Origin of the sequence: Jiella marina, from assembly GCF_024359545.1 — a bacterium.
Taxonomy (GTDB): Bacteria; Pseudomonadota; Alphaproteobacteria; order Rhizobiales; family Rhizobiaceae; genus Jiella.
Genome location: NZ_JAKQZG010000007.1, coordinates 116,015 through 128,345 on the forward strand (window position 1 = coordinate 116,015; position 12,331 = coordinate 128,345).

Annotated in this window: 13 protein-coding genes; 7 read left to right on the forward strand and 6 right to left on the reverse strand. The window is 62.9% G+C overall.

Annotation, left to right across the window (positions count from 1 at the left end):
- Nucleotides 1-49: 49 nt before the first annotated feature.
- Both MF134_RS13695 and MF134_RS13700 read right to left on the reverse strand, forming a co-directional pair.
- Nucleotides 50-706 carry an ANTAR domain-containing response regulator gene (locus MF134_RS13695; protein ID WP_255340033.1) on the reverse strand — a complete coding sequence of 219 codons (657 nt, stop codon included), beginning with the start codon at nt 704-706 and terminating at the stop codon, nt 50-52.
- Nucleotides 706-1,863 carry a transporter substrate-binding domain-containing protein gene (locus tag MF134_RS13700; protein ID WP_255340034.1) on the reverse strand — a complete coding sequence of 386 codons (1,158 nt, stop codon included), beginning with the start codon at nt 1,861-1,863 and terminating at the stop codon, nt 706-708. Before MF134_RS13700 ends, MF134_RS13695 begins: the two co-directional genes overlap by 1 nt.
- A 289-nt stretch (nt 1,864-2,152) precedes the next feature.
- Between MF134_RS13700 and MF134_RS13705 the strand changes: the two genes are divergently transcribed.
- From MF134_RS13705 to MF134_RS13730, 6 genes are all read left to right on the forward strand, one after another.
- A complete protein-coding gene (locus MF134_RS13705; protein WP_255340035.1) occupies nt 2,153-2,914 on the forward strand; it encodes an SDR family NAD(P)-dependent oxidoreductase in 762 nt (253 codons plus the stop codon).
- A 436-nt stretch (nt 2,915-3,350) separates the two neighbouring features.
- The gene (locus MF134_RS13710; protein WP_255340036.1) at nt 3,351-5,207 is read left to right on the forward strand and encodes an NAD(P)H-dependent oxidoreductase subunit E; all 1,857 of its coding nucleotides are present in this window, start codon (nt 3,351-3,353) and stop codon (nt 5,205-5,207) included.
- The gene (locus tag MF134_RS13715; protein ID WP_255340037.1) at nt 5,204-5,923 is read left to right on the forward strand and encodes a 2Fe-2S iron-sulfur cluster-binding protein; all 720 of its coding nucleotides are present in this window, start codon (nt 5,204-5,206) and stop codon (nt 5,921-5,923) included. The genes MF134_RS13710 and MF134_RS13715 overlap by 4 nt, the downstream gene beginning before the upstream one ends.
- Nucleotides 5,916-6,485 carry an NADH-quinone oxidoreductase subunit B family protein gene (locus MF134_RS13720; protein ID WP_255340038.1) on the forward strand — a complete coding sequence of 190 codons (570 nt, stop codon included), beginning with the start codon at nt 5,916-5,918 and terminating at the stop codon, nt 6,483-6,485. Before MF134_RS13715 ends, MF134_RS13720 begins: the two co-directional genes overlap by 8 nt.
- A 16-nt stretch (nt 6,486-6,501) precedes the next feature.
- Nucleotides 6,502-7,944 (forward strand): Ni/Fe hydrogenase subunit alpha, encoded by a 1,443-nt coding sequence (locus tag MF134_RS13725; protein WP_255340039.1) that lies wholly within the window; start codon nt 6,502-6,504, stop codon nt 7,942-7,944.
- Nucleotides 7,945-7,956: 12 nt separating this feature from the next.
- Nucleotides 7,957-8,421, forward strand: coding sequence for a hydrogenase maturation protease (locus MF134_RS13730; RefSeq protein ID WP_255340040.1), 465 nt, complete (start codon nt 7,957-7,959; stop codon nt 8,419-8,421).
- 43 nt (nt 8,422-8,464) lie between these two features.
- Here the strand turns inward: MF134_RS13730 and MF134_RS13735 are convergent, their stop codons facing one another.
- From MF134_RS13735 to MF134_RS13750, 4 genes are all read right to left on the reverse strand, one after another.
- Nucleotides 8,465-8,716 (reverse strand): HypC/HybG/HupF family hydrogenase formation chaperone, encoded by a 252-nt coding sequence (locus MF134_RS13735; RefSeq protein ID WP_255340041.1) that lies wholly within the window; start codon nt 8,714-8,716, stop codon nt 8,465-8,467.
- Nucleotides 8,717-8,756: 40 nt separating this feature from the next.
- Nucleotides 8,757-9,098 carry a hydrogenase maturation nickel metallochaperone HypA gene (gene hypA, locus MF134_RS13740; RefSeq protein ID WP_255340042.1) on the reverse strand — a complete coding sequence of 114 codons (342 nt, stop codon included), beginning with the start codon at nt 9,096-9,098 and terminating at the stop codon, nt 8,757-8,759.
- A gap of 201 nt (nt 9,099-9,299) precedes the next feature.
- Nucleotides 9,300-10,340 (reverse strand): helix-turn-helix domain-containing protein, encoded by a 1,041-nt coding sequence (locus MF134_RS13745; protein ID WP_255340043.1) that lies wholly within the window; start codon nt 10,338-10,340, stop codon nt 9,300-9,302.
- Between the two features lie 176 nt (nt 10,341-10,516).
- Nucleotides 10,517-11,410, reverse strand: coding sequence for a bile acid:sodium symporter family protein (locus MF134_RS13750; protein ID WP_255340044.1), 894 nt, complete (start codon nt 11,408-11,410; stop codon nt 10,517-10,519).
- A 571-nt stretch (nt 11,411-11,981) separates the two neighbouring features.
- Here MF134_RS13750 and MF134_RS13755 point away from each other — a divergent pair.
- Entirely contained in the window at nt 11,982-12,248 is a 267-nt protein-coding gene (locus MF134_RS13755; protein WP_255340045.1) for a hypothetical protein, read from the forward strand.
- Nucleotides 12,249-12,331 lie beyond the last annotated feature (83 nt).

Here is a 12,331-nt window from a genome sequence, read left to right on the forward strand (position 1 = left end):
GCAAGGACGCCCGTTGATCGCTTTTTCATGTGTCACTCCGTGTGGGGGATTATTCGGCGGATCTGAGCTTCAGGCTTGAATCCGATCCGCACTCGTCGCTCGCCGCACTTCGTTGGACGACGAATTGGCAGTAAGTTTCCACGCTGACGCGTGCGTGCATGCTTTGATTTCGCAGGTAAGCGAAGGCGGCATCATCATTGCAGCCGCGCTCTTTCATCACCTTGAGCACCGCCTTGATGACGAAGCGGCGCAGGCGGCGGCGCTGCTCGTGGGCCTCCAGCGCATCCATCATGTTGGCCTTGCGGGCATGTTCGTTGACCGCGAGATAAAGCGCCGAATAGACCGAGCCGCCATGGATCGGCTTCGACAGGAAAGCCGTCGCACCGAACTGCATCAGCGTCTTCAGCCGGCTCGGCGCCTCCACGCCGACGAGGCCGACCACCGGGGCAAGCGGGATCAGGTCGTTAGTGGCGAGGCGTGGTACCGGCGGCATGCGCGGCAGGTCGCCGTCGAGGATGAGGACGTCGCTTGCCGGATCGAGATCGATCGGCGCCAACTCTCCGTCGGTCTCCGTCGTTTCGCGCTGCGACATGGTGAGGCCGAGCCGCGTCAGGATCGGCGACAGGGCTGCTCCAACGCGCCGGTCATCGCTGACAAGGATCGCGTGTCGGCGACTGAAATTCTGGATGTATCTCGGCACGGCCATCAGATCACCCTCAGTTGCGGGCGGCGTGAGACGGTCTCCAGCGAGGGGGCCGCTCTCACGAGATAAGGGTCGGGGCGGACGGGGCATGCGGCTTCGACGAGGATGTCGAACTGAAAGTCCTTGCGGGAACGCCCGATGCGCGGCGTGAGGAAACTGTGCATGGTTTCCGGGTCGATGGTGACCCGGCCCTGCGGGGCGTCGATCGACTGGCCGCGCGTGGCGGCGAGCACCGCACGCGCCTCCTCCGTGCCGGCCTTCTTCAGACCCAGCGCCAGGAAGCGCACCGCGAGATAGGCCGATTCCGCTTCGGCCGAAACCGCAGGGCCTTCGGGATAAGACGCGTTGTAGGTCTCGACGAAGGCCCGGTTCATCGGCGTGTCGATCGAGGCGAAATAGACCGAGGAGCTGATGTGCCCGTCCACGGCCTCCGCTCCGATCTCGTGAAGCTCGGGTTCCGAGAGATTGCAGCTGGCGACCGGGAAGCGGGTTTTCTGGTCGATGCCGCGCTCCTCGCACGCGGCGCGAAACTGCCGGAAGAAGGCATAGGAGGAGACGCCGATCAGGGCATTGAACACGAAGTCCGGCCGGGTCTCGAAGATCGCCTCGATGATGGCGGAAAAATCCGTGTCGCCGACCGGCAGAAAGCGCTCGGAGAGGACCTGGCCGCCGCGCTGGGTCAGGTCCTCGCGCAGGACGCGGTTGCTCTCCCAGCCCCAGATGTAGTTCGAGCCGACGCAGAAGGCGCGCCTGCCGTAATTCGAGACCAGATGGTCGATCATCGGCGCCATGTGATGGTTCGGCGCCGTGCCGGTGTAGACGACGTTGGCCGAACTCTCGAAGCCTTCGTAATGGGTCGGATACCAAAGAAGCGCGTCCCGCTTTTCAAAGAGCGGGATCACTTCCTTGCGGCTCGACGAGGTGTAGCAGCCGACGACGTGGCGGATGCCCTGATCGAGCATCGCCTTGGCCTTGTCGGCATAGTCGACAAGCTGGCTGGCGGGATCGGCGATCGTCGGTTCGAGGATGACGCCCGAACCGGGATCCTCGTTCACCTCCCGGCAGGCCATGAGCGCCCCGTGCAGCATTGTCCGCCCGACCGTGCCGTAGGAGCCAGTGGTCGAGAACAGAATGCCGATCGGGTAGCTCGTCTTCGTCAAACTCGGATCCCCAACGCGAAAAAGCCCGTCAGCACGAGGGTGCTGTCCGGGCGACATTGCCTATTATGTTCGAGAAATGCCTTGCGGCGCATTTTTGAGCAACGCTGCTCTGCGCATAGGATTTAGGCTGACCGGTTTCCCGGAGCTTGTCAAGCGGCGGATATTTGCCGTCTCAAACTTTTTCTGGTCCCTTGCCAAGAAGGAGAAATCCTGCCCCGCTATACGCGTACGAGCGTGCGATGCACTGCTCATCCCTTTCGAAAATATTGGCACGGATAGAGGTGGGAGCATGGATCTCAAGTTGCAGGGCCGGAAGGCCATCGTGACCGGCGGAACGAAGGGAATCGGCCGGTCGATCGTGCGGGGTCTCGTCGCGGAAGGGGCGGCCGTCGCCTTCTGCGCACGCAGCAAGGACGGGGTCGACGCGGAGGTCTCCGCACTGAAGGCGGAGGGCGCGACGGTGTATGGCGAAGCGGTCGACGTCAGCGACAAGGCCGCGCTGGAGACATTCGTCGCCAACGCCGCACAAGCCCTTGGCGGCATTGACATTGTCGTTGCCAATGTGAGTGCCCTGGCCGTCGGCGGCGACGAGGAAAGCTGGAAGGCCGGCTTCGAGACCGACATGATGGGAACGGTGCGCCTCGTCGACGCCGCGATGCCCTATTTGGCGAAAAGCGACGCGGCTTCGATCGTCACCATCTCGAGCGTCTCCGGTCGCGAGATCGACTTCGCTGCCGGTCCCTATGGCGCGTTCAAGGCGGCGATCATTCACTACACGCAAGGGTTGGCATTCCGGCTTGCCGGGCAGAACATCCGCGCGAACACCGTCTCGCCCGGCAATACCTATTTCGAAGGTGGCGTATGGAACCAGATCGAGACCGGAAATCCTGATCTCTACGCCGACTCCCTCGCCCTCAATCCGACCGGCCGCATGGCGACGCCAGATGAGATCGCCAACGGCGTCGTGTTCCTCGCAAGCCCGGCGGCGAGTTTCATCACCGGCACCAATCTCGTGATCGACGGGGCATTGACCCGTGGAGTGCAGTTCTGACTGCCTATCAGCAGGTTGCGTAGTGGGCGTGCCCGCCGGTCCCCGACGGGCTGGCGTCTGATCTGAGACGGCAATCCGGCGATGGGGCGCTTTTCACCCCGTCGCCGTTAGCGCTTGTGGGAACGCTGATCCAATCGCTGAAATCGCAGCACAGCGCTTGACCGCAAAACGCCCGATCAGTTTTACTTACGGCGATGATCGCGTGGATGCGTCGGGGATTTCTAACGCGGATCTGGCGCTCGCCCGGCCGCCGTGCCGGATCGCAAAGGTCGAGCGCTTGCAAGGCATTGGTCCGTGTCGCAGGGTCGGGGGGGCAATCGGAAGAGCGTTGGCCGATACGCCGGGTCGTGCTTGAAAGCACTCAAGGGGAAGGTGTTCGCGAACCGCCCGACCGGAGCGAATGAGAGGGCATTTGTGGGCCGTGGAGGATTGACCGATGGATGAGGGTCTGCCGGCCTGTGAGGTGCCCCTGGTGTCGGACGCCGAAATCATGGCGGTCTGCGAGGGGTATGGCAATGATCCGCACCGGATGCTGGACATCCTCCGCGATCTGCAGGATCGCTTTCGCTGCATCTCGCCGCAGATCCTGACCGTCGTTGCGAAGCAGACCGGGTCGACGCGTGTGGCCGTCGAAGGCGTCGCGACCTTCTATTCCTTCCTCTCGCTGACGCCGAAGGGCCGCGTCACCATTCGTCTCTGCGACGATATCGTCGACCGCTTTTCGGGTCTTGCCGAGGTGACGGAGGCCTTCGAGACGGAACTCGGCATCAAACTCGGGCACACGTCGCGCGACGGCGCCTTTTCGCTGGACTACACGCCCTGCATCGGCCTTTGCGACCAGGCGCCGGCGGCGATGATCAACGATATCGTCGTCACCAATCTGACCGTCGAAAAGGTGCGCGGCATCATGGCGGCGCTGAAATCCGGCAAGTCGCCGGAAGCCCTGATCAGCGAGCGCTTTGGCGAGCTGAAACCGCATGAGCGCGCAACTCGGATGGTCGACAACAATATCCGCCATGCCGGCCCCGTACTGCTCGGCCCGGTGCCGGAGGATGCCGGCCTGCGCAAGGCGCTCGATCTGGCGCCCGCCGACATCGTCGATGCGGTCGAGGCGAGCGGGCTGCGCGGCTGCGGCGGAGCCGGTTTCGTGACCGGCCGGAAATGGCGGTTCGCGGCCCAGGAACCGGCCGAACGGCGCTTCATCTTCTGCAATGCCGACGAGGGCGAACCGGGCACGTTCAAGGACCGCGTCCTCCTCACTGAGCGTCCGCATCTTTTGATCGAGGGAATGACGATCGCTGCGAAGGCGGTCGGCGCGAAGGAAGGCGTCCTCTATCTGCGCGGCGAATACGTCTATCTGCGCGAGCTCCTCCAATCTGTCATCGAGGAGCGTCGCGAACGGGGCCTTCTGGGTCCCGCGATCCTGGGCGTCGAGGGCTTCGACTTCGATCTGCGCATCCAGATGGGGGCCGGGGCCTACATCTGCGGCGAGGAAGGCGCGCTGATCAGCTCCTGCGAAGGCCTGCCCGGCGAGCCGAAGACGCGCCCGCCCTTCCCGGTGACCAAGGGCTATCTCGGCTTTCCGACCGTGGTCAACAATGTCGAGACCTTCTGCAACGTGGCGCGCATCCTCGACAGGGGCGCCGAATGGTTTCACGCTCTGGGCGCCGGCGGCAGCCACGGCACCAAGCTCTTCAGCGTTTCCGGCGACTGCCTCAATCCCGGAGTCTACGAACTCGCCTATGGGATGACCATGCGCGATTTCCTGAGCCTGGTGGGCGGCGAGGAGGCCGCCGCCGTCCAGGTCGGCGGTCCGAGCGGGACGATGATCGCTCGCGACAGCTTCCACCGGCGGCTCTCCTTCGACGATCTGACGACCGGCGGCGCGATCACCATTTTCGGCCCTGAGCGCAACATCCTCGAGATCGTCGAATATTACATCTCCTTCTTCGTCCATGAGAGCTGTGGCTACTGCACGCCCTGCCGGGTCGGCAACGTCTTCCTGCAACGGGCGATCGGCAAGTTCCGCAAGGGTTTGGCGAATCCGAAGGACATCGAATATCTGAAGGATCTCTCCGCCACGATCATCGAGACCAGCCGTTGCGGGCTCGGCACGACCTCGCCGCGCCCGATCCTGGAGACGATGGAGAATTTCCCGCTGGTCTATTCGGCGCTCGCCAAGCCTTCGAAGGACCGCATCCGCGCGACGTTCGACATCCAGGCGGCAATCGACGACGCGCGCAAGCTCGCCAAACGCCGGTCATACATCTTCGACAGGGATTTCGGCCAATGAGCGGATCAGACTTCACCTTCGAGATCGACGGGGTGGAAATCACCGCCAGGTCCGGCCAGACCATCATGGAGGCGGCGGACGAGGCGGGTGTCTACATCCCCCGGCTTTGCGATCACGAAGGCCTGCGCCATCAGGGCAGTTGCCGGGTCTGCACGGTGAAGGCCGGTGGCCGTTCGGTCGCCGCCTGCACGCAGCCGGCGGCGCCCGGCCTCAAGGTCGAGAACGAGACGCCCCACATCACCAAGCTCCGGCGAGATCTCGTGGAAATGCTCTTCCACGAGGGCAACCATCTCTGCCCGATCTGCGAAGCGAGCGGCAATTGCGAGCTGCAGGCGATGGCCTACCGCCTCGACATGACCGGGCCGACCCGCTTTCCCTATCTCGAACCCTCGCGCGGGGTCGACGCCTCGCATCCCGACATCGCGCTCGATACGAACCGCTGCATCAGCTGCGGGCGCTGCATCCGGGCGTCCCAAGACGTCGATCACAAGGGCGTCTTCGGCTATGTCGGCCGCGGCATCCACCGCCGCCTCGCAGTCAACGGATCCGATCTCGCCCATACCGACGCCGCGATCACCGACGATGCCATTTCGAAGGACGTCTGTCCGGTCGGCTGCATCATCCGCAAGGGCGTCGGCTTCACCACGCCGATCGGGGAACGGGAATTCGACAAGGGGCTGATCGGCCATGAGATCGAGGGCAAGCGCGATGAGTGACCTGCCCAAGGCGCGGATCGCCACCGCCTCGCTCGCCGGCTGCTTCGGCTGCCACATGGCGATCCTCGACATCGACGAGCGGCTGATCGAGCTGATGAAGCTGGTGGAGGTCGACCGTTCTCCGCTGACCGACATCAAGCGTTTCACGAAGCGCTGCGACATCGGCATCATCGAGGGCGGCTGCTGCAACGAGGAAAACGTCCACGTCCTGCGCGATTTCCGCCGCCATTGCGACGTGCTGATCGCCATCGGTCAATGCGCGATCATGGGCGGCCTCCCGGCCATGCGCAACGCCATCATGCATTCCGACGACCCGTTGAGGGAATGCCTGGAAGAGGCCTATATCTCGGGCAAGTACATTCGCAACACGACCCACAGCATCCCCAACGATCCGGCCCTGCCGCTGCTTCTGGACGAGGTCTATCCCTGCTCGGAAGTGGTCGAGATCGACTACAACATTCCCGGCTGCGCGCCCACGGGCGACGTCATCTACGATACGCTGAGCGGCCTCCTCACCGGCAGGTTCCACGGCTTCGAGCGCGAAGAAATCCGGTTCGATTGAGAGGCGACGAAGCACGATGGCCCAATCGCGTTTGATCGAGATTTCGCCTGTCACCCGTGTCGAAGGGCATGGCAAGGTGACGATCCATCTCAACGAGAAGAACGAGGTCGACGAGGCGCGGCTGCATATCGTCGAATTCCGCGGCTTCGAGCGCTTCATCAGAGGCCGGCTGCTCTGGGAGGTGCCGGTCATCGTCCAGCGGCTTTGCGGCATCTGCCCTGTGAGCCATCATATCGCCGCCGCCAAGGCCATGGACATGATCTGCGGCGTCGATCAATTGCCGCCGACGGCGGAGAAAATGCGTCGCCTGATGCATTACGGCCAGGTGATGCAGAGCCATGTCCTGCACTTCTTCCACCTCGCTGCCCCCGATCTCCTCTTCGGCTTCGGCGCGCCCGCCGAAAAGCGGAACATTTTCGAAGTTCTGAAGGAGCAGCCCGAGCTCGGTCGGCGGGCCATCCTGATGCGCAAATTCGGCCAGGAGATCATCGAGGCGACGGCCGGCAAGAAAATCCACGGCACCGGCGCCATTCCGGGCGGCATCAACCGCAATCTGCCGATCGAAACGCGGGATCGGTTTCTCGCCCAGATCGACGACATGCTGGAATGGAGCCAGGAGGCGCTGGCCCTTGCGAAGAACTACACGGTCGAGAACGCGGAACTGGTCGACGCCTTCGCGTCCTTTCCGTCGAACTACATGTCGATCGTGCGGGAGGAAGACGGCGCCCTCGATCTCTATCACGGCGCGTTCCGGGCTTTGAAACCGAATGGCGAGGCGATCTTCGACAGGCTCGACTATTCGAAATACTACGACGTCTTGATCGAGGACGTGCGCTCCTGGTCCTACATGAAGTTCCCGTTCATTCGGGAGATGGGTCCCGATACCGGCTGGTATCGGGTCGGGCCGCTGGCGCGCATGAATACGGCCAGCTTCATCGACACGCCGCTCGCCAATGCCGCGCGGGACGAGTTGATGGCGGTGACCCAGGGTCGCCCGAACAATTCGATCCTCGCCAATCATTGGGCCCGCATGATCGAAGTCGTGCATTGCGTGGAGACGATCCGCGACCTGTTGCACGATCCGGATCTGCAGGGCACCGATCTGAAGGCGACCGGCGAGCGCCGGGAAGAGGGGATCGGCGTCATCGAGGCGCCGCGCGGCAATCTCATCCACCATTACAAGGTCGATGAGAACGATCAGGTCACCTATTGCAACCTGATCGTTTCGACGACCCACAACAATGAGGGCATGAACCGCGCGGTGAAGGACGTGGCGGTGAAGCATCTTTCCGGGCACGTGGACATCACCGAGGGGATGCTGAACCATATCGAGGTGGCGGTGCGCGCCTACGATCCGTGCCTGTCCTGCGCCACCCACGCGCTCGGCCAGATGCCGCTTCAGGTCGAGCTTTTCGATGCGGAGAACCGGCTTGTCGCCAGCCGCAGTCAGTCCGCCTGACGGGGCGTCTCGTTGCTCCTGATCGGATATGGCAATCAGGGACGGGGCGATGACGGGCTGGGGCCCGCCTTCGCCGCCCGGATCGAGGCGCGGCGCCTGGCCGGCCTGAGTGTCGATGCCGACTATCAGTTGACGGTGGAACATGCTCTGGCGGTCGCGGAGGCGGACGGCGTGGTCTTCGTGGATGCTTCGCTGGAGAGGAGTGAGCCCTTCTTCTTCGCTCCGGTAAAGCCCGCCGAGACCGCGAGTATCGCCAGTCACAGCCTCAGCCCGGCAGCTGTTCTCTCCCTTGCCGGGACCCTTTACGGTCGCGCACCCGAAGCCTTTGTGCTCGGCATTTCCGGATCCGTCTTCGGCGACGTCCGAGAGGGGCTGAGCGAAGAGGCACGGCACAACATCGATAGCGCCGAGGCGTTCTTCTGTCAGTGGTATTCCGAGTTTTGCAGCGAACAGGACGGTGGCTCGGGATCAGGGTAGGGCGACCGCTCCGATCATGGCATGGTCAGCGGCATTCGCCGGGTCATGGCGCGCCTTCGGCTGTGTCTCCGGGCGCTCCCAGCATCCCGGCCTCCGCCATCAGCGCGAGCGTCCGCCCGGCCTCCTCTGCGCTGAGCTTTTCCAGCGCGTAGCCGGCATGGACCAGGAGGTGGTCGCCGACCGCGACGTCATCGAGCAGCGCCGTGGAAACCGGCTTGGCAACGCCCTCGATCGAGACAATGGCGACCGCATTGTCTTCAAGCCTTTCCACCCGGGCCGGGATGGCGACACACATGGCTGCGCTCCTGTTTCTCCTCGACCTTTGACCCGGACCGTCAATCGACCTCCAGGTCGCGGATCCGCAGTTCGGTCCCTCCGGTGACCTGCAACTGATGCGATCCGCAGACCGGACAGAGATCATACCGGTTTTCGAGCGGCACCGTCTGGCTGCAGCTCATGCACCAGGCGGCGCCCGGCGGTTCGAAGATCTCGAGCACGGCGCCTTCGGCAACCGAAGACCGGGTGACGACATCGAAGCCGAACCGCAGCGCCTCGATCTCGACACCCGAAAAGGGGCCAACCTCCAGCCGGACACGTCTGACGCGGGAAAAAGCCTGCTCTTTCGCCTGATCCTCGATGATCGACAGGATTCCTTCGCAGATCGACAGTTCATGCATCGCCGTCCCCGTCGCTGTTGGAAACACTGCAGGTTTCGGACAGCTCGGACAAGGCCATCTTCGTTTCAACCCTTCCGACGCTTGAACGAAGGCATTCTCCCGCGAGGAGGATCGGGATGACCGAAAGGAGTCCGGACACAGGCTCTGCTCGCCCGAACGGCTCGAATACTCCCGGATCGAACATCTCGATCCGCTGACAGATCAACCTTTTTCCGTGCTTCGCAGCCAATCCAGAAAGGTGAAATCCTTGGTGGAAGGCACAACGCCATGCTGGGCCGCCGCGCGGGCTTCGCTGGGGTTACACCCGTACCGAGCGGAAAACTGGCGGTAGAACGAGCTGAGGTTCGTAAAGCCATACTCGTAGGCCACGACGCCGATAGGCTTCGTGTTCGCCTGCTGTGACAATGCATCGTAACAGGCTGCAAGTCGACGATTGCGGATATAGGTGGCGACGCCGCCCTGCTGCTCGAAGAGATAGTAGAGCTGGCGTCTCGAGACTCCGATGCTCGCGCAGATCCTATCGGGCACGAGTTCGGGCGATTTCAGATTGGCATTGATGTACCGACGGGCGCGATCGAACTGAACCGCGTCGACCGGCGCCTTCGCCGCTTCCTGCGCCGTTGGCGTATGCGCGATCATCGCTCGCAGCAGATGCCCGAACGCCTCGCTGACGGAGCGCGCGTCCTCCGTTGTCAGACCCTCGGCCCGATGGGCAAGGGAAACCACGAAGTCCCTGACGATCTGGGACATCGGTCCCTGGACCAGTCGGTGCGCCGCGCTGTCGAGGTGATCCGCAATATCCCAGAAATCGTCCCGGCTGAAGAAGATGCCGCTGTAATTGGTCTTGTCCATCAAGCCGGAAAACGGGCTGGCATAGGAATGGAGCATCAGCTCGCCGGTCGATATCCTGAATTCGGCATCCTGGCTTTCGTAGCCCACAGGCCCCTTCGTGAGGGCACTCAGGCACCAGTGGTCGAATCCGGATCGGCGCTGGATTTCGCGCGTGTATCTGAAATCCATCGGCGAAAGCTGAAAGGAGGTCAGCTGCAACTTGCCCAGATGGTAGGAGGCCGAACTCGCCTCGAAGCCTTCGGCAGGTGCCGTGACCGGTTTCAGATCACACATGGACGAGGTGAATTCAGCCCAGGCGTCGAACTGATGCCGCGTGTCCAAGCCCGCTGTCGAGAATTTCAGGCTGGGAACGCGCTTGTGGTCGTCGACCAGCGTCTCGCGCAATTTCATGGTGCATTTTCCATGGTATGTCCTCGTAATCATTCTGCGCGGGTTGGTGGCGAATGAAAAGCACCGATGCAGGTTAGCCTAACCAAGGCATGCTGCGTGCGACGCACTTTCCGACAGGTGCTTCTCGTTTCTCCTCGGGTCCGGGCGCGGCGATACGGTTTTGGATCGTACCCTCCTCAAGAAACCGTCCCGCTGACGTTGCTGGTCCTTGGTGTTCGCGACTGGCCTCGCCTCCACAAGACGAATGGCAGGGTGAGCAGCCAGGCGGTGATCGAGTAGACGACGGCTGGTAGCGTCGTTGCCGGGAGTCCGCCGTCGGCACCGACCACCATCAATCCGACCGCGATGGCCAGAGCCCCGTTCTGGGTTCCCGACTCGATCGCGATGGATGTGGCATCCATCGGCTTCAGGCCCGCGAGGGACGCGCTTGCCAATCCAATCGCGAGAAGCAGCGCATTCAAGGAGACGAGCGCCGGCCCCAGAGTTCGAAGATTGGACGCGAACGCATCCCAGTTCGCCACGAGCGCGGCGACGATCAGCAGGAGAAAGAGCAGGAAGGCGAGGCGCGAGATCCACGGCGATGATTTCCGGACCAGGCGGGGGGAGAAGCGCCTCAAGGCCATTCCCAGGCCGACGGGCACGGCCGTCAACACGAAGACCTTCCCTCCGAGCGTGGCGACATGGATCGACGCCGCTTCGGCTCCGAGAAAGTGAGCCGCACTGGCTGCGACGACGAGGGGTAGCGTGATCACCGACACGAGCGAAATGACAGCCGTCAGCGAGATCGAGAGAGCCACGTTCCCGCCAGCGAACTGGCTTGCCGCGTTCGACAGGACACCGCCCGGGCAGGCTGCGAGGATCATCAATCCGAGAGCCATTTCGCCGTTCAGGCCAAACAGCTTTGCCAGCACGAAAGCGGTCACCGGCACGACAATCATCTGGTTGAACGCGCCGATCGCAAAGCCTCGTGGCTGCACGAACACCAGCCAGAAGTCCGCCGGCCGCAGCCCGAGGCCGAGCGAGAACATGATCACGGCCAGAATGACCGGCAGGACGATTTCGATGAGCATGGCTTTCAGACCTGAAATTCCCAAGGATGAAGCAAAAAGAGCCTGCGCCTATCGCGTCTTGCCACGCCTGAAGAGCCGTATTGGCCATTTTGCCACCTGTTTCCCTTGCGTTGATCCGCGTTGAGCGACGGCAGGCCTTTCCGCCGACATTCGGCCCGCCGGAAAGACGTCGCTCTCTTTCGACAGAAGGCGCAGTCGGTCTGACGATCGCGATCGGCTCCTCAACCAGCCCGCGACTCCCAGATCGTGCACATGATTTCGCATTCCGTGCAATCTCGTCTCGAGACCGTTGTTAATGACGGCAAGGGGAGGCAAGCTTCCCTTGCGAAATATCCGTCGCCGGAGGGGACCCTCGGTCGCTCCCAACATGCAAATCGGGGCGAAGGGTAGCGAGCCTTGGCACCCCCTCCGGCAGAATGAGGCCCTTCCCGGCCGCTCGAAACGATACGGCGTCCAGAGAGAGATCGACCCCAGCCCGGAAGCGCTTGCTCCCGGTGCGCTCGGTCGCGCCTGCATCGTCACGACCATGCAACCGGTGGCGCTTGCCACAAGTCCCGAACGGAAGACGACAATGCCAGACACAATGTTCGAACGGCATGCCATGCAGGCAGCCGGTGAGACAGACACGATCATCGGTGCGGCAGGCATCGACCGCTGGTCGATCAGGCCGGACGACACGCTCACCGACAGCGTCAACCTCTGTACCTCCTTCTGCAAGAGTGGCTTCGGACAGGGCGTCATCGCCGAATTCGAAGAGCTCGACGATTGCAAGAAGATCGACCTGTCCGCTGTGACGCACGTCACAGACCGAACCGACCTTCCCGTCGATCATCCCTGACAGCCGGCGCCGATGCCGTGATCACCGATCGGGCGAACACGATCACGCTCAACGATGTGAGCATTGCCGATCTCGACGCGAAC

Coding starts and splice junctions, on each gene's coding strand:
- MF134_RS13745 (WP_255340043.1), bottom strand. CDS start 10,340: ATGAAATTGCGCGAGACGCTGGTCGACGACCACAAGCGCGTTCCCAGC.
- MF134_RS13735 (WP_255340041.1), bottom strand. CDS start 8,716: ATGTGTGTCGCCATCCCGGCCCGGGTGGAAAGGCTTGAAGACAATGCG.
- MF134_RS13710 (WP_255340036.1), top strand. CDS start 3,351: ATGGATGAGGGTCTGCCGGCCTGTGAGGTGCCCCTGGTGTCGGACGCC.
- MF134_RS13755 (WP_255340045.1), top strand. CDS start 11,982: ATGCCAGACACAATGTTCGAACGGCATGCCATGCAGGCAGCCGGTGAG.
- MF134_RS13715 (WP_255340037.1), top strand. CDS start 5,204: ATGAGCGGATCAGACTTCACCTTCGAGATCGACGGGGTGGAAATCACC.
- MF134_RS13720 (WP_255340038.1), top strand. CDS start 5,916: ATGAGTGACCTGCCCAAGGCGCGGATCGCCACCGCCTCGCTCGCCGGC.
- MF134_RS13695 (WP_255340033.1), bottom strand. CDS start 706: ATGGCCGTGCCGAGATACATCCAGAATTTCAGTCGCCGACACGCGATC.
- MF134_RS13750 (WP_255340044.1), bottom strand. CDS start 11,410: ATGCTCATCGAAATCGTCCTGCCGGTCATTCTGGCCGTGATCATGTTC.
- hypA (WP_255340042.1), bottom strand. CDS start 9,098: ATGCATGAACTGTCGATCTGCGAAGGAATCCTGTCGATCATCGAGGAT.
- MF134_RS13705 (WP_255340035.1), top strand. CDS start 2,153: ATGGATCTCAAGTTGCAGGGCCGGAAGGCCATCGTGACCGGCGGAACG.
- MF134_RS13725 (WP_255340039.1), top strand. CDS start 6,502: ATGGCCCAATCGCGTTTGATCGAGATTTCGCCTGTCACCCGTGTCGAA.